The organism is Streptomyces albus subsp. chlorinus, assembly GCF_013302895.1.
GTDB lineage: Bacteria > Actinomycetota > Actinomycetes > Streptomycetales > Streptomycetaceae > Streptomyces > Streptomyces chlorinus.
Genome location: NZ_VJOK01000001.1, coordinates 2217852 through 2232646 on the forward strand (window position 1 = coordinate 2217852; position 14795 = coordinate 2232646).

The 14795-nt window shown below is 73.5% G+C and carries 12 protein-coding genes; 7 read left to right on the forward strand and 5 right to left on the reverse strand.

Annotated features, from left to right (window positions below; all coding sequences use genetic code 11):
• The first annotated feature begins 418 nt into the window (after positions 1-418).
• Complete coding sequence (locus FM076_RS09995; protein ID WP_173869554.1) at positions 419-1606, forward strand: alpha/beta hydrolase; 1188 nt, start codon at positions 419-421, stop codon at positions 1604-1606.
• Positions 1596-2858 carry an acyltransferase family protein gene (locus FM076_RS10000; RefSeq protein ID WP_173869555.1) on the forward strand — a complete coding sequence of 421 codons (1263 nt, stop codon included), beginning with the start codon at positions 1596-1598 and terminating at the stop codon, positions 2856-2858. Before FM076_RS09995 ends, FM076_RS10000 begins: the two co-directional genes overlap by 11 nt.
• Before the next feature lie 116 nt (positions 2859-2974).
• Here FM076_RS10000 and FM076_RS10005 read toward each other — a convergent pair whose 3' ends face one another.
• The 3 genes from FM076_RS10005 to FM076_RS10015 all read right to left on the reverse strand — a co-directional run bounded on the left by FM076_RS10005 (position 2975) and on the right by FM076_RS10015 (position 7588).
• Positions 2975-4195: a cytochrome P450 gene (locus FM076_RS10005; RefSeq protein ID WP_173869557.1), complete on the reverse strand. Its 1221-nt coding sequence runs from the start codon at positions 4193-4195 to the stop codon at positions 2975-2977.
• Between the two features lie 335 nt (positions 4196-4530).
• Complete coding sequence (locus FM076_RS10010; RefSeq protein ID WP_173869559.1) at positions 4531-6315, reverse strand: FAD-dependent monooxygenase; 1785 nt, start codon at positions 6313-6315, stop codon at positions 4531-4533.
• A gap of 160 nt (positions 6316-6475) precedes the next feature.
• Positions 6476-7588, reverse strand: a complete 1113-nt coding sequence (locus FM076_RS10015) for an aminotransferase class I/II-fold pyridoxal phosphate-dependent enzyme (protein WP_173869561.1) — start codon at positions 7586-7588, stop codon at positions 6476-6478.
• Between the two features lie 247 nt (positions 7589-7835).
• Here FM076_RS10015 and FM076_RS10020 point away from each other — a divergent pair, with 247 nt between their 5' ends.
• Positions 7836-8849, forward strand: a complete 1014-nt coding sequence (locus FM076_RS10020) for a methyltransferase (RefSeq protein WP_173869563.1) — start codon at positions 7836-7838, stop codon at positions 8847-8849.
• Positions 8850-8924: 75 nt separating this feature from the next.
• On the opposite strand, the gene asnB is transcribed toward FM076_RS10020, so the two are convergent.
• Both asnB and FM076_RS10030 read right to left on the reverse strand, forming a co-directional pair.
• Entirely contained in the window at positions 8925-10787 is a 1863-nt protein-coding gene (gene asnB, locus FM076_RS10025) for an asparagine synthase (glutamine-hydrolyzing) (protein WP_173869565.1), read from the reverse strand.
• Positions 10788-10902: 115 nt separating this feature from the next.
• Entirely contained in the window at positions 10903-12396 is a 1494-nt protein-coding gene (locus tag FM076_RS10030; RefSeq protein WP_173869567.1) for an FAD-dependent monooxygenase, read from the reverse strand.
• Positions 12397-12580: 184 nt separating this feature from the next.
• On the opposite strand from FM076_RS10030, the gene FM076_RS10035 reads away from it, so the two are divergent.
• From FM076_RS10035 to FM076_RS10050, 4 genes are read left to right on the forward strand one after another with little or no spacing between them, the layout of a single operon-like run.
• Positions 12581-13231, forward strand: a complete 651-nt coding sequence (locus FM076_RS10035) for a SchA/CurD-like domain-containing protein (RefSeq protein ID WP_173869569.1) — start codon at positions 12581-12583, stop codon at positions 13229-13231.
• Complete coding sequence (locus tag FM076_RS10040; RefSeq protein ID WP_173869571.1) at positions 13228-13551, forward strand: antibiotic biosynthesis monooxygenase; 324 nt, start codon at positions 13228-13230, stop codon at positions 13549-13551. Before FM076_RS10035 ends, FM076_RS10040 begins: the two co-directional genes overlap by 4 nt.
• A 49-nt stretch (positions 13552-13600) precedes the next feature.
• Positions 13601-14314: an SDR family NAD(P)-dependent oxidoreductase gene (locus FM076_RS10045; RefSeq protein WP_173869573.1), complete on the forward strand. Its 714-nt coding sequence runs from the start codon at positions 13601-13603 to the stop codon at positions 14312-14314.
• Entirely contained in the window at positions 14314-14718 is a 405-nt protein-coding gene (locus FM076_RS10050) for a SchA/CurD-like domain-containing protein (RefSeq protein ID WP_173869575.1), read from the forward strand. Before FM076_RS10045 ends, FM076_RS10050 begins: the two co-directional genes overlap by 1 nt.
• Positions 14719-14795: the final 77 nt, after the last annotated feature.

Sequence of the window (14795 nt, forward strand, 5' to 3'; positions counted from 1 at the left end):
GTGGGCGCACTCACAGCGAGCACGCGCACAGGACCTACACACGGGCACACGCACACGGGCACAACACAAGCGCGGCAGAGGCCCAAGGCACGGGCCAGACAGGACACAGCTCACAGGGAGCGACACACCGCGCGGCGCGTGCCCTCGTCCGCGGCGCGCGCGCCCGTCCGCAGCGCGCGCCCCGTCCGCAGCGCGCGCCCCCGTCCGGAAAGTGCGGCGACAAGAGCCGTACCGCCGAGCCTTCGTGCGTGTCCCCCGGGAAGCGCGAGGGAGGGCTCTTTCTCCTCCACCCCCTACCCCGGTATCACCCGTGGATTGGCTCCGCGGGGTGACGCGGGTGCCGTAGCCGGACCCGCACCCTCCTTGCGCCGCCCGCCGGAAGCACCGGCCGGGCGGCACAGGGAGGGAGGAGCCCCGTATGAAGCGCCGCAGCAAGCGCGCACTGTTCGCCGCACCGCTCGTCGCGGCGGTCTTCGCCGGGACGTCGGGCGTCACCAGTGCCACGGAACAGACCCCGGTGACCGGGCCGCCGCCGGGAGCGGCGGCCTGGCGCGCGGACCACTCCGTGGGGCGCACACTGCCGGACCCCGCGACGGCGAGCCCCGAAAGAGTCGCGGATTTCTTCGCCGGGCTGGACGGGGACGAGAGGCGGTCGCTGGTGCGGCGGCATCCGTTGACGGTGGGGAATCTGGATGGGGTCCCCTTGCGTATCCGGTACCAGGCGAACCGGGTGGCGCTCAAGAGGGCGCGGGGTGAGGAGTTGGGGCGGGTCCGGGATCCGGGGCTGACGCGGGAGGACGACCAGGAGGCGCGGGCGAGGGCCGCGCGGTACGCGCGGCTGCTCGCTCCCGGGCGGCGGATCCTGGCGTTCGACCCGCGGGGCCGGGGGCAGGTCGCCGAGGTGTTCGGCGACCTCGCGCGCGCCGAGCGTACCGCCGTGGTGGTACCCGGCTCCGACATCGACCTGGGCAACTACGACGAAGCGGGCGCCAACCGCTATAGCAGGCCCGCCGGAATGGCCGCCGCGCTGCGGACCAGGGCGGCCCGGCGGGCGCCGCACACCCGTGTCGCGGTCGTCGCCTGGACCGGCTACACCACCCCCGTCGGCCTCGGTCCCGACGCGGCGACCGGACGGCTGGCCGAGGCGGGCGCACCGCGCCTGGTGCGTTTCCTGCGCGGGCTCGCGCAGACCGGCGTGGCGGCCCCCACCGTGCTGTGCCACAGCTACGGCTCGGTCGTCTGCGGACAGGCCGCCCCCGGGCTGGACCGCCGCGACGCCGCCGACCTGGTGGTCCTCGGCTCCCCCGGCATGCGTGCCGACTCGGTCGCGGCGCTGCACACCCGCGTGCCGGTCTGGGCGGCCCGCGCCCCCGCGGACTGGATACGGCACGTCCCCCACGTGGAGTTCCTGGGGCTCGGGCACGGCGCCGACCCGGTGGGCGACGGCTTCGGCGCCCGCGTCATCGCCACACCGGGCGCCCAGGAGCACGGCGACTACCTGCGGCCCGGTACCGGCTCCCTCGACAACGTCACCGCCATCACCCTGCGCGCCTACGGCTCGGTCCGGTGCGCGCCGACCTCACAGGAGTGCGCCGATGCCCGCTGAGGCGACCACCGTCACGCGCCCCGCCGCACAATCCCTCACGCACCGGTTCCGCACAGCCGCGCGGCACATCGAGAAGCACACCCCCGAGCACCGCGACCGGGCCGTGGACGGGCTGCGGGCCCTGGCGCTGCTCGCCGTGCCGCTGGGGCACTGGCTGCTGGGAGGCTTCACGGTGCGCGGCGGCGGGGCCCTGCACAACGCCAGCCCGCTGTCCGCGCTCGGCTTCCTGGCTCCGCTGAGCTGGGTGCTGCAACTGCTCGGAATCTTCTTCCTGGTGGGCGGTTACTCCTCGGTGCTCTCCCTGCGGCGCTCACAGGAGCGCGGCGGTACGACCGGGCAGTGGCTGCGCGGTCGGCTGGTGCGGCTGGGCCGTCCCGTGCTGGGCGTCACGGCGGTGTGGGCGGTGCTGCTGCCCGTCCTGGCACTGCTGGGCGTGCCCGGGGCGACGCTGCGCACAGCGGCGGTGCTCGTGGTGCAGCCCCTGTGGTTCGTGGGCATCTACGCGTGCGTCACCGCGCTGACGCCGTACTGCGCGCGTGCGGCGCGGCGTTGGGGGGCGTGGACGGCGCTGCCGCTGATGGGTGCCGTCGCCGTGGTCGACGTCCTGCGGTACGGGCCGTACGCCGAACAGGTGCCCTCCTGGACCGGGCTGCTCAACCTGCTGCCGGGCTGGCTGTTCGCCTACCAGCTGGGCGTGTGCTGGGGGGAGGGCCGGCTGCGCCGCCGTGGCGCGCTCGTGCTGCTGGCGGGAGGCACCGTCCTGTTCGCCGTGCTGGTGCTCGTCTTCGGCTACCCGGCGTCGATGGTGGGGGTGCCGGGTGAGACCCGTACCAACGCGCATCCACCCTCCCTTCTGGTGCTGGCGCTGGCCGCCGTGCAGTGCGGTGCCGCCGTGCTGCTGCGGGATCGGATCGCGCGTGTGCTGCGCCGCCCCGCGCTGTGGGCGCCCGTGGTGGTCGTCAACCTGTCGGCGATGACGATCCTGTGCTGGCACCAGACGGCGATGCTGGCCGCGGCCGTGCCCGCCTCCCGTGCGGGCGGTACCGTCGCCGGACTGATCGGCGCGCCCGACTCACCAGGATGGGTGCTCGCACGGCTGGCGTGGCTGCCCGTGTTCGCGGGGGTGCTGGTGGCTCTCGGCAGTGTCACCCGCCGCTTCGAGACGTCCTGGCGCGGTACCGGACGGGCCGCACGGGCACTGGCGGGGGCGCTCGCCGCCGCGTTCGCGCTCTACGCGGTGGCCGTGGTGTGACCCGCGCGTCCGTCCTGTGACGCACCCTGCGGCGGCCGTCGCGGGTCCCCCTGCGGCGGCCGTCACGGCAGGGTCGTCACAGGGGCGCCCGGTACCGCTTCGGGCGCCGGAGAGGGTCACCAGGTGACGGGAAGGCTCTTGGGGCACCTGATGGGCTTGGCGGTGTTCCACTCCAGTTCCCCGAGAGGCACGGCCGGGCGGACTCCCGGATACCGGTTGAGCAGCGTGCCGAGTGCGATACCGATCTGCATCCGGGCCAGGTGCGCCCCCATGCAGCGGTGCGGGCCGTGCCCGAAGGCGAGATGCGCCCAGGGCGTCCGGGCGGCGGGGGCCGCGGCGGGAGCCGGGCGATCGGGGTGGACCGGGTCGCCCAGGATCTGGGGCGTGGCCGCGGCCCCGTCCGCACCGGGCCCGCCCGCACCGGACCGGGCCGGATCGAACCTGTCCGGATCGAACCTGTCCGGGTCCGTGTAGACCTTCGCGTCGCGGTTCGCGGAGGTCGTGGAGGGAAGGACGGCCTCGCCCGCGCGGATCACGGTCCCGGACAGTTCGACGTCCTCGACGGCGACCCGGATGGTGCCCCCCGTCATGGCGATGGGCACGAAGCGGAGCAGTTCTTCGACCACCGGTTCCCGGAGCCGGTCGCCGTCGCACAGCCGGCTCCACGAGGCCGGTTCCTCCAGCAGCACCCGCAGCGAACCGGCGATCTGCGCGGCGACGGTCTCGTACCCGGCGACCAGCAGCGTCGTGGCGAACGTCCGCAGTTCCGCGTGGCTGAGCCGCTGGTCGGCGTGCGCGGCGACGAGCGCGCCGAACACGTCCTCGGACGGCTGCTCCTCGCGGCGTTCGATGAGCGAGGCGAAATAGCTGTCGAGGTCCTGGGCCGCCTCGGCCGCCCTGGTCGCGTGTTCCGGGCCGAAGCTGAGATACGACTCGGTCCACTCCCGGAACCGCGCGCGCTCCTGTTCCGGCAGCCCCAGGAGGTCGCAGATCACCGTGAGAGCCAGCGGCTGGGCGAGCCCCGCGACGAGGTCGGCCGGGCTGCTGCCCGACGCCTCGGACAGCAGCGCGCGGGTCACGGCACCGATGCGCTCTCGCAGCACATCGAGGCGCCGGGGACTGAACGCCCCGCCGAGTGCCCTGCGCAGCCGGGTGTGTTCGGGCGGGTCCATGGTGGTGAGGGAGTTGGCGTCGAGAGGGATGTTGCGGGCGCGGGGGGCTCCGTCCTGTGCGGCGGCCCTCCGGCTGAAGCGCTGGTCGGAGAAGACCTTCAGGTTGTCGGCGTAGGAGGTGACCAGCCAGGCGCGGTCGCCGGAGGGCAGTCGCACCGGCGCCACCGGGCACTCTCCGCGCAGGCGTGCCAGATCGGGCGGCGGGGCGGCGGGGTCCGCGCTGGGCAGCGGGAAGGCCAGTTCGGGTGCCGGCTCAAAGGCACCGTTCGCGGAAGACGCCGGACCCGAGGCACCGCCCGGCGAAGACGCCGGCGCGGACGCACCGTCCGGCGCAGGCGCCGGTGCCGAGACACCCCCCGGCGCAGGCTCCGGTGCGGAGACACCACCCGGGGAAGATGCCGACACAGAGACACCACCCGGGGAGGACGCCGGTGCGGAGGCATCGCTCGCGGAGGGCGCCGGGGCAAAGGCCCCACTCGAGGAGGGCGCCTGCTTCCCGGTCATGCCCGGCCCCCTTCCGCCGACGGCTGCCCGGGAGCCGATGGCCGCGCTTCCGCCGCCGGACGCACTTCCGCCGCCGGACGCGCTTTTGCCGCCGGACGCCCTCCGGCCGACAGCCGCGCCAGCGCCTCGGACAGGGCCGTCCGGGGGCGGGACGGTGCGACGGTGCTGCGCCAGCCGATGAACCCGTCCGGGCGGACCAGTACCGCGCCGTCGAGCTGCACCCCGTACCGGAGGTGGAACTCCTTCGCGGTCTCCTCGTCGGCCGGCAGGTGGCAGACGCGCAGCCGTACTCCGGTCCCGTTGCCCTCCGAGGCGGCGCGCAGCCACCGGGTGTCGCTGGTGACCAGGACGTATTCGGCGCCGTAGCGGTCGAGCAGGGACAGGCCGCCGGGGAGTGGGACGTGCGGTGCCCTGGTGCCGGGCAGACCGGCGATCTCCTCGACCGGGCGGATGATGTCGCCGGGTGCTGCCCCGGTGCCCTCCCGCCCCGGCTCCGCCGCCTCCGCCCCCCCGGCGGGGGCCGCCGCCCCGTCGGGGAACGCGTCGCCCTCGGGGAGGACCGCGGCGCTCCGGTAGCGGTAGCCGAGCATGACCGCGGCGTCGGAGGCGAGGGCCTCGCCCGGCTGTGCCTCGTCGCTCTTGCGGCCCCGGTCCCTGGAGCGCAGCACGGCCTGTTCCACGGTGGCGGCGGCGACCGGGCGGCGCTCGGCCTCGTAGGTGTCCAGCAGTGCGGGGCCCGCCTCGCCGCGCAGCACGGCGGCCAGCTTCCAGGCGAGGTTGTGCGCGTCCTGGATGCCGGTGTTGGAGCCGAACGCGCCGGTGGGGGGCATCACATGGGCGGCGTCACCGACGAGGAAGACATCGCCCTCCCGCCAGCGGCGGGCCACCCTGGCGGCCGACTCCCAGGGGAGCACCCCGCGGATGTCGGGTTCCACGGTCGGCACTCCGGTGGCCTTGCGGACGAGTTCGGCGCACGCGCCGGGTGAGAAGCGGAGCTTCTCCCGCTCCCAGTCGGGGCCGATGGGCACGTGCAGCAGCCAGCGCCGGTGGTTGTCGATCGGCAGCAGGGCGCCCTGGAAGTCGTCCTGCCTGAGGTAGCACATCACGAACCGGCGGTCGCCCAGTGGCGCGGTCAGGTCCGCGTGGAAATAGATGTTGGCGAAGTGGGCGAGCGCGCCGGGTCCTTCCATCGGGATCGACCGCGCGGTGCGCAGGGGGCTGCGTGCGCCGTCGGCCGCGGCCACATACGTGGTGTCGGTGCGGAACACGGCGCCCGTGCGCAGGTCGCGGACGGTGGCCACGGTGCCCTCCAGGGAGACCAGTTCGTGGCCGAACAGCAGCCGGGAGCCGAGGGCGCGGGCGCGGCCCGCGATCAGCGGTTCCAGTTCGTCCTGGTCGCACAGGGCCCAGTGGGTGGGGCTGACGTCCCGCCACGCCTCGGGGCGCGGGTCGGCCATGTGTGCTCCGTCCATGCGGCCGAACTCCCGGCCCGCGAGGTCGTGCGCGGCGACGATCCCGTGGTTCTCGCGCAGGGCGCGGGCGGATTCGGTGGCGCGGACGGTCTCCTCCAGTCCCGCCGCGCGGAGGATCTCCATGGTCCGCACGTTGACTCCGCGGGCCCGCGGGTGGGTGCTGGTGGTGGCGTGCCGTTCGAGAAGGAGGTTCGCGATGCCGTGCTGGGACAGGAACAGCGACAGGGACAGGCCGGCCAGCCCGCCCCCGACGATCAGTACGGGGGTGTACTCGGTGCCGCGGGGTGCGGCCGTGTGTGATGGAGCCATGGCAGGTGCCTCACCTTCGCCGGTTCCGATGGGGTGCCCACGTGCGGGGCGGTGCGGGCCCGCGGGCAGGGGCGCCGGCCGCGCGGCGCCGGAGACGTCCGGGGACGGGGGACGTCCGGAGGCGGGGGACGTCCGGGGGCGGGGGCCGTGCGGCGCGGGGTCAGCCGCGCAGCGCCGGGGACGTGCGGGTGCCCGGGGCGGAGGTCAGCCGGGAGAAGGCGTCCTCGACCCAGCTCGTCTCGGGGTCCGTCGGGGCGACGATCCGGAACCCGGACACGCGTCCCGGGTCGGATCCGGAGAAGATCCGCACGACCACGCCCGCGTCGGCGAGCTGTTCGTACAGGGTGTGCGGGTCGTCGAGGTGGACGAACCGGTAGTGGACGGGGGTGTCGCGCACCACCGCGTCACCGAAGTGGTCGGAGAGCAGGTCCGCCATCCGTTTTGCCGCGTCGAGCAGCCGGGCCCGGGTAGTGGCAGCCCACTCCCGCTCGCCCAGCGCCGCGGTGGCCACGGCGGCGTCCAGGTAGGACAGCGGCCAGTTGGGTATGCGGCGCCGTATCCCGTTGCGGAGCGCCGCGTTGTGGGTCCACATGCCGCCCGCGCGTACCCCGGCGGTCCCGTACAGCTTGTTCGGGGACTGGAGGACGACGACGTTGTCCAGGCCGCACCTGGTCATCGACTGCGCGGGGTCCGCCATGAAGTCGGCGTACGCCTCGTCCACGATCAGTGTGGCGGCCGGGTGGGAGGCGCAGATCCGCAGCAGGTCGTCGCAGGGGATGTGCAGTCCGAGGGGGTTGTTGGGGTTGGAGAGCACCACGTAGCGGTGGTCGCGCATGGCCGCCGCCACGCGTTCGGTACGGGAGGCGACGGTCTCCCGCACGCCGGGTTCCGGTCCCGCGTGGCGGGGGAAGAGGCGGATCGTGTCGGTGTAGTCCGGGGTGATCACCACCGTGTCCTCGGGGGGACACCACTGGGCGAGCAGGGTGAGGAACTCGGTGATCCCCCGCCCCGCGAGCAGTTCGCCGGCCGGGACGCCCAAATGCCGCGCGTAGGCCGCGGTGAACCGTTCGGACGCCTCGTAGGGGTGGGCGCGGAGCGCCGCCGGGTCGATGCCGGCCAGTGTCCTGCCGGCGGCGGGCGGCGGCCCGTACCGGTTGACGCACGTCCCCAGATCGAGTACCTCCCGGTCCGAGGGAAGATGACGCAGATCGCCCCCTTGGCGTGCGGCCGGTTCTGCGCCGGAACCCGGGCGCGAAGCGGGTGTGCGCGTCATGGGTACTCCTTCTCGGTCATCTTTCCGGTCACCTTCCGGATGCCGGCCGCCGGTCGCGCGGCGTCGTGACAGGACCCGCTGACGTTCGCAGGGAGTGCTCGAATTCCCGTCGAGAATCCCCCGGGTCCGGCGGCGGAGGGGCCCTCAAGCAGCGCCCATGGCTGTCTTGAGCCGGGCTCCGCATTCTGCGAGGCCCAGGCCCAGGAGTGCGGATGCAGTCCGGCCATGACGGAGGGAAGGAATCGAGATGACGGAGCGTCTCCTCAACGGGCGTCTCGCGGACAACGTCGGAGCGGGCCTCGTCCCCGTGCTGGACGCGGTCGCGGCCTCAACCGCCTCCCAGGTGTTCTCCGCGGCGATCGCGCTCGACGTGTTCGGCGCCGTCGGCGACGGTCCCACCGGCACCGCGGAGATCCAGCGGCGGCTCGGACTGCACCCCCGGCCGCTGCCGGACTTCCTGGACGCGCTGACCGCCATGGGCCTGCTGGTGCGCGGCGCGGACGGCTACCGCGCGACGGCGGCGGCCCGCCGGCATCTGAGCGCGCGCGGCCCGGAGTTCATCGGGCAGTTCGTGGCGGCCGGCACCGCCGACGAGCTGGTGCACCTGCTGCGGACGGGGCAGCCGCCCGAGCCGTCGGGCGGCGAGGAGGCGGGTGGCGACCCGTATGCCGATCCCGCGTTCGCCGGGCCGTTCATCGCCTTCATGGACTCGATGAACGCGATGATCGCGGACGAGCTGCTGGAGGCCGTCGACTGGAGCGCCCACTCCTCGTTCGTGGACGTGGACGGCTCGCGGGGCGAGCTGGCGAGCCGGCTGGTGGCCGCCCACCCGTCGCTGACCGGCGTCGTGGTGGACCGCGCGGAGGTCGCCCCGGCCTTCGAGGAGCGCTTCGCCTCCGACCCCGGCCGCGACAGGGTCAGCTTCCGCGCCGCGGACGGCGGCCCCCTTCCCGAGGGCGACGTCGTCCTGGTGGGCGGCGTGCTGCACGACATCGCGCAGAAGGAGCGCGCGGACCTGCTCGGCCGCGTGTACGAGGCGGTGCGGCCCGGCGGGCTCGCCCTGGTCTACGACGTGATGATCGACGACGACCGCACCGCGCTCAACCCGCTGCTGGGCAGCCTCCAGATGATGATGACGGTGCCGGACGGCGGCAAGTACACGCCGTCCCAGTGCCGTTCGTGGGTGGAGGCCGCCGGGTTCACCGGGCTGACCACCCAGCCGATGGGCGTGGACACGCTGATCGTCGCGCACAAGGCCTGACACGCGCGAGGCGGTCGCACGCGGGGCGGCCCGGGGCCTTCCGGTCCCGGGCCGCCGCGCGTGCGGTGGCGGGCGTCAGAACGTGACGGTCACCCCGCTGCGCAACCACACGTCCAGGTTGAGCACCATCTCGACGTCGGAGCGCGCCGCCCACGCTCCCGCTCCCGAGGCGAGCCGCTCCGGCTCGGCGGCCACCGCGCGGGCGGCCCGCGCGTCGACGAAGTCCGCCACGGGGGACGAACGGTCGTCCAGGACGGCCGTGAGCTGCCGGCACAGCAGTGCCGCGTACCGGCCGTCCTGGGTCACCGGGTAGGGGCTCTTGCGCCTGTCCAGGATCTCGTCCGGCACCACGCCGCGGAACGCCGCCCGCAGGAGGCTCTTCTCGCGGCCGTCGAAACTCTTGATCGACCAGGGGATGTTGTAGGCGTACTCGACCAGGGCCGGGTCGCAGAAGGGCACCCGGACCTCCAGCCCGCAGGACATCGCGAGCCGGTCCCCGCGGTCCAGCAGCGACGGCAGCCAGCGGGTCATGTGCATGTAGTCGATCTCCCGGATGCGGCGCTGGAGCGCGTCCTCCCCGGGCAGATGCGACGTCTCCGCCAGCGTGTCCTCGTACTGGGCGCGGGTGTAGCCGGACAGGTCCAGCTTCTCCAGCACCTTCCCGTCGAGCAGCCCGCAGCCGAGCCCGCGGCTCGCCCTCCCGTGGAGCTGCCCGACGGCGACCCAGGGGAAGGTGGGGGCGTTCATCAGCTCCGGGTTGTGCGACCACACGAACCCGGCGAACACCTCGTCCGCGGTGTCGCCCGACAGCGCCACACCGATGTCCCGCTTGACCCGGTTGAAGAGCAGGTAGAGCGAGGCGTCCATGTCGCCGAGCGCGGTGGGCTGGTCCTGGCGGTCCACGAGGGCCGCCCGCAGCTGGGGATCGGCCAGGTCCTCGGCGCTCAGTTCGATCTCGGTCAGCTCCAGGCCGATCCGGTCCCGCAGCAGCCGCGCGTAGGCGATGTCCGGGGTGGCCCGCACCTCGTCGGGACGGAAGTTCTCCTCGTACCCGGTGAACGTCATCCCGAAGGCGAGCGGCGGGTCGCCCTCCTCCCGCAGGCGTGGTGCGGCCAGTGCCGCGATGGTGCTCGAATCGATACCGCCCGACACCAGGACGCCCCGGGGGATGTCAGCGACGAGCTGTTCGGTGATGGTGTCGCTGACCCTCGTGCGCACCGCGTCGATGGTGGCGTCCAGGTCGTGCGGGTGCTCCTGTGCGGTCAGCCTCCAGTAGCACGACTCGCTCAGCCGCCCGTCCTTGACGCGCAGAATGCTGCCGGGCCGCACCTCCAGCACGTTCTTGTAGATCGAGGTTCCGGGGGTCTTCGCCTGGCTGAACAGCTCCCGCAGCCCGTCGTCGTCCACGGCCGGGTCCAGTTCGGGGTGGCAGAACATCACCTTCGGCTCGGAGCCGAAGAGCAGACCGTTCGACGTCGAGGCGTAGAAGAGCGGCTTGACGCCCACGTGGTCGCGGATGAGCAGCAGTTCCCGACTGCGCTCGTCCCAGACGGCGAAGGCGAAGATCCCGTGCAGCCGGTGCACGCAGTCCGTGCCCCACTCCAGGTAGGAGTGCAACAGCACTTCGGTGTCGCTGTTGGTACGGAAACGGTGGCCCCGGCCCGCCAGCTCCTGCCTCAGCTCCCGGTAGTTGTAGATCTCGCCGTTGTAGCAGATCGTCGCGAGGTTCCGCCCGTCGTGCGTGACGCTCATCGGCTGCTGGCCCCCCGCGGGGTCGATCACCGACGTCCGAGTGTGCCCGAACGCGACGCTGTCGCCGCACCAGATGTCCTGCTCGTCACGCCCCCGGCACAGCATGACCTCGGTCATGTGCTCGATGGCGTCGCGTCTGCCGCGGGCGTCGTGTGTCCAGTCGATCACTCCGGCGATCCCGCACATAGGCTCACTCCCTCTCGGGTGGTCCTGCTCCTGGGTGACCCGAGGGAGTATCCGGACCTCAGGTCAACGTGCGCTCAAGGGAAACTCGGCACCCGGTGCGCCACGCCCTTCCGCCTCACGCGCCCGCCGCGGCACGGTCGAGGTAGGCGAGAACGGCGCGCTCCGCGGGCCTGCCGGTGCGGTAGGGGAATTCGGCGCCCATATAGCCGTCCGGGCGGATGACGGCGATCGTCGGGCGGTCCCCGCACGACAGCTGGGCGCCCGTGACCAGCCTCGGGTTCAGCGGATGCGCGACGCTCAACGGCGTCTTCGCCGGGGAGAGGACGAGCCACTGCCCGCCCGTCTGGAGCGCGGCGACCGTGCACACCCCGTCCGGCGTGTGCACGCGGCAGGGGGCGGCCCAACCGCCCGCGCAGCTGTGCTGCCCGCTGCCCCGGGGCCTGAGGGTGAGCGGTTCCGCGTCGTACGTCACGGGGGGTTCGGTTCGCACGCGCGGTGTGCCCTCGTCCAGGATCGGGCCGAGCGTCTCTTCCGGATCCGGGGAGACGCCCGCGTACAGCACCCGTTCGCCGCGGGTCATCAACCCCTCGGCGACCTGCCGCCGTTCGGTCTCGTAGGTGTCCAGCAGCGCGGTTTCGGCCTGCCGCAGCACCACCGCGGCCAACTTCCACGCGAGGTTGGCGGCGTCCTGGACGCCCGTGTTCAGCCCGTGCACGGGCATGGGGAAGACGCGGGCCGCGTCGCCCAGGAGCAGCACCCGGCCCCTGCGCCAGCTGTCCGCGCGGCCCTCGCGCGGCGTCTGCCACCACAGGAAGCGCGGATGCCTCAGCCGGGTGGCCGCGCCGATCACCTCCCTGGCCAGACGCTCCACATCCGCGTAGGCGGGGGTCCCGGTCCCGTCCTCGGTGGCCGACGCGAGGAAGGTGCGGTGCCCTCCGCCGGCCAGCGGGACCATGCCGACGTGGCGGTACGGCGCGTGGAAGAGGTCCTCGCGCTCAGGGGGCAGCTCCACCCCTTCGAACCCGGTGTCCACCTGCCACCAGGAGATCCCCTCGTGGCGCCGCACCCGCCAGTCGAAGCCGGCCGCCTCCCGTAAGGAGCTGTCACCGCCGTCCGCCGCCACCAGCCACGCGGCCCGCAGCTGTTCGGTGCCGCCGTCCCGTGCCCGCAGCTCCACCCTGACGCAGTCCTCCTCCCGCGCGACGACGCGTGCCGTCACGCCCCGCTGCACCCGGCAGCCGTTGCGCGCCGCCAGCAGCGAGAGGAGCTTCTCCTGGTGGTCCTGGCGGATCAGCAGCGGGAGCGGCCACTGCGGGTCGTCGGGGTCCTCCAGCAGCGAGATGTGCGCCGTCCGGCCGGCCACGTGGAAGACCTTGGAGCGCATGGGGACGCCCTGGGCCCGCAGTGTGTGCGACGGCAGGCCCAGCCGGCCCAGCGCGTACAGGGTGCGCCGCCACATGTTGGGACAGCGGGCGCCGGGGCGGGGTTCCGGACGGCTCTCGACCACCCGGCAGCGCACGCCGTACCTGGCCAGATCGGCGGCGAGGGCGAGCCCGGCTGGTCCGGCGCCGACGACCAGCACGTCCACCGAGGGGTCCCGTTCGAACATCGAGTGCCTCCTTCTGCGGCCCTGAGCGGTTCAGGGTGGGGTGCGAGCATCCAGGGGACGGCCGGAAGGCACTTCGAGGGGCGTTCGCGTCTCAGGGGACATTCCAAGGACGCCCGAACGGGGCTTGAGCACGGCAGCCGACACTCGTGGCGACTCAGCGTCCCACCGGTCACAGGAGCGCCGCATGACTCTTTCCGCCATCGCCTACAAGGTGAAACCAGCCGCCGAGCAGGAGGTCGCCGACCGGCTCGCCGACGACCCGGCACGGCTCGACCCGCTGACCGCCACGGCGCTGTTCGCGCAGGGCGACACCGTGGTGCGGGTCTTCCACCACCACGAGGACGCCGACGAGGAGATCCGCCGCGTCAACAAGCTCGACGAGGAGCGCCTCGCCCCGTACCTGCGGGAGGGAACCGGCCCGGCCCCGATGCTGTGCGTGCAGTCCCGCTTCATCGAGGACCGGCCCGCCGGTCTGGCCGCGCTGCGCTACCGGGTCAAGCCGGGCCACGCGGAGGACATCCGCGAGGTGTTCGCCCAGGTGCAGGCCGAGGCACGGCCCACCCTGCGGGGCGAGCAGGGCCAGGAGACCGGCGTCATCCTCGGCGTGGGGCTGTTCGTGCACGACGACAACATGATCCGCGTCGTGATGTTCGACGGCGAACTGGACGACGTGGCCCGGTACATGGCCAAGCGCGGCGGGCGTCCTGGCATGGAGCAGAAGCTCGCCCCCTACATGGCGGAGGAGCGGCACGTCGAGACGCCGGAGCAGTTCCTCCAGCAGTTCCGCTCGAACACCATGCGCTGCGTCAGCCAGCAGCGTATGCCGGTGGCGTGACGGTGACCGCCCGGCTCGTGGTCCACCACCGGGCGCCCGCCCAGGACCCGGGCGCGGTCGAGCGCGCCTACGCGCTCTTCGAGCCCGAGTTCCGCACCACGCCCGGGGTGCTCCGGGTGCAATTGTTGCGGCTGGCGGGGGATCCGCTGGCGTACGCCGTGGTCACCGACTGGCAGGGGGCGGACGCCTACGAGGCGTGGCGCCAGGGCCCGGCGCACCAGCGGCGCAAGACACCGCTGCGCCCGTACCAGGACCCGCGGCGCAAGCCCTGTTACGAGCTGTACGAGGTGCTGTCACCCGACGCGGCCCTCGCGCCGTGACACAGGACGCCCGGCAGGCCGCGGCGGCCGGGGGGAAGGGGAGCGGGGAATGGAGACGGGGCTGGAAGGCAAACGCGTGCTGGTCACCGGCGGTACGCGGGGCATCGGGCGGGCCACGGCGCTGGCCTTCTCGCGCGCCGGGGCACGTGTGGTGGCCTGCCACCGCGGCGCGCACGAGCCGGACGAGGAGCTGCTCCAGGCGCTCGGCGCGCTGCACCGGGCCGATGTGACGCGGCAGCCGGAGGTGGCCGCGCTGGCCGAGGCCGTCCGGGACGGTCTGGGCGGGCTGGACGTGCTGGTGAACAACGCGGGGGCGGACGGCAGCGCCCCGCTGGCCCGCCTCGACGAGGAGGAATGGGCCCGGGTCATGGACCGCAACGCGACGGCCTCCTACCGGGTCACCCGGGCCGTCCTGCCGCTGCTGGCGCCCGGCGCGTCCGTCGTCAACATCGGTTCGGCCGCCGCACTGCGCGGCCGTCCGGCCGCCGCCCACTACTCGGCCGCCAAGGCGGCACTGCTCGGCTTCACCCGGGCGCTGTGCAAGGAACTCGGGCCCCAGGGCATCCGCGTCAACACGATCGCACCGGGGATGGTCGCCGACGAGGTGGAAGCGCGCGGCCCGGTCGCCGAGAAGATCACCGCGATGACTCCGCTGGGGCGGCTGTGCCGTCCGGAGGACGTCGCCTCGGCCGCGCTCTTCCTCGGCAGCGACAGCGCGGCGTTCGTTTCAGGAATCACGCTCGACGTCGATGGAGGAATCTGATGCCCTACGCAGCGATCAGCTACCGGATCAAGCCGGAGCACCAGGAGGAGGTGGCGAAGCTCTTCGCGGGCTTCCAGCGGGTCAGCACGCCCGTGTTCACCGACGACGACGGCAAGGAGGCGGGCCGCCTGCTGGGCACCGCCGTGTTCGTGAAGGACGACGTGCTGGTCCGCGTCATCCACTACGAGGGCGACTTCGAGCGGATCGGGCGGCACATGGGCGCGCAGAAGGGCGTGCACATCCTGGAGGAGAAGCTCGCCCCGTACCTGGCCGAGCAGCGCGAGACGGACACGCAGACGGTCGACGGTTTCGCCTCTCACTTCCGCACCTCGGTCATGCGCTGCATCTCCGAGCTGTCGGTGGACACCCACCCCGCCGGCCCGGCCTCGGCGGCTTCCGCATGACCCGCTCCGACTCCCGTGGGAAAGGCAGGGTTCGGCATGCCACGCACCACCGGTAAGACACCGACGACCCCACCGGC

What these genes read in the sequence shown, in the direction of transcription:
- FM076_RS10015 (WP_173869561.1), bottom strand. Translation starts at nt 7,588, where the DNA reads ATGACGCGCACACCCGCTTCGCGCCCGGGTTCCGGCGCAGAACCGGCC.
- FM076_RS10045 (WP_173869573.1), top strand. Translation starts at nt 13,601, where the DNA reads ATGGAGACGGGGCTGGAAGGCAAACGCGTGCTGGTCACCGGCGGTACG.
- asnB (WP_173869565.1), bottom strand. Translation starts at nt 10,787, where the DNA reads ATGTGCGGGATCGCCGGAGTGATCGACTGGACACACGACGCCCGCGGC.
- FM076_RS10020 (WP_173869563.1), top strand. Translation starts at nt 7,836, where the DNA reads ATGACGGAGCGTCTCCTCAACGGGCGTCTCGCGGACAACGTCGGAGCG.
- FM076_RS10030 (WP_173869567.1), bottom strand. Translation starts at nt 12,396, where the DNA reads ATGTTCGAACGGGACCCCTCGGTGGACGTGCTGGTCGTCGGCGCCGGA.
- FM076_RS10010 (WP_173869559.1), bottom strand. Translation starts at nt 6,315, where the DNA reads ATGGCTCCATCACACACGGCCGCACCCCGCGGCACCGAGTACACCCCC.
- FM076_RS10000 (WP_173869555.1), top strand. Translation starts at nt 1,596, where the DNA reads ATGCCCGCTGAGGCGACCACCGTCACGCGCCCCGCCGCACAATCCCTC.
- FM076_RS10050 (WP_173869575.1), top strand. Translation starts at nt 14,314, where the DNA reads ATGCCCTACGCAGCGATCAGCTACCGGATCAAGCCGGAGCACCAGGAG.
- FM076_RS10035 (WP_173869569.1), top strand. Translation starts at nt 12,581, where the DNA reads ATGACTCTTTCCGCCATCGCCTACAAGGTGAAACCAGCCGCCGAGCAG.
- FM076_RS09995 (WP_173869554.1), top strand. Translation starts at nt 419, where the DNA reads ATGAAGCGCCGCAGCAAGCGCGCACTGTTCGCCGCACCGCTCGTCGCG.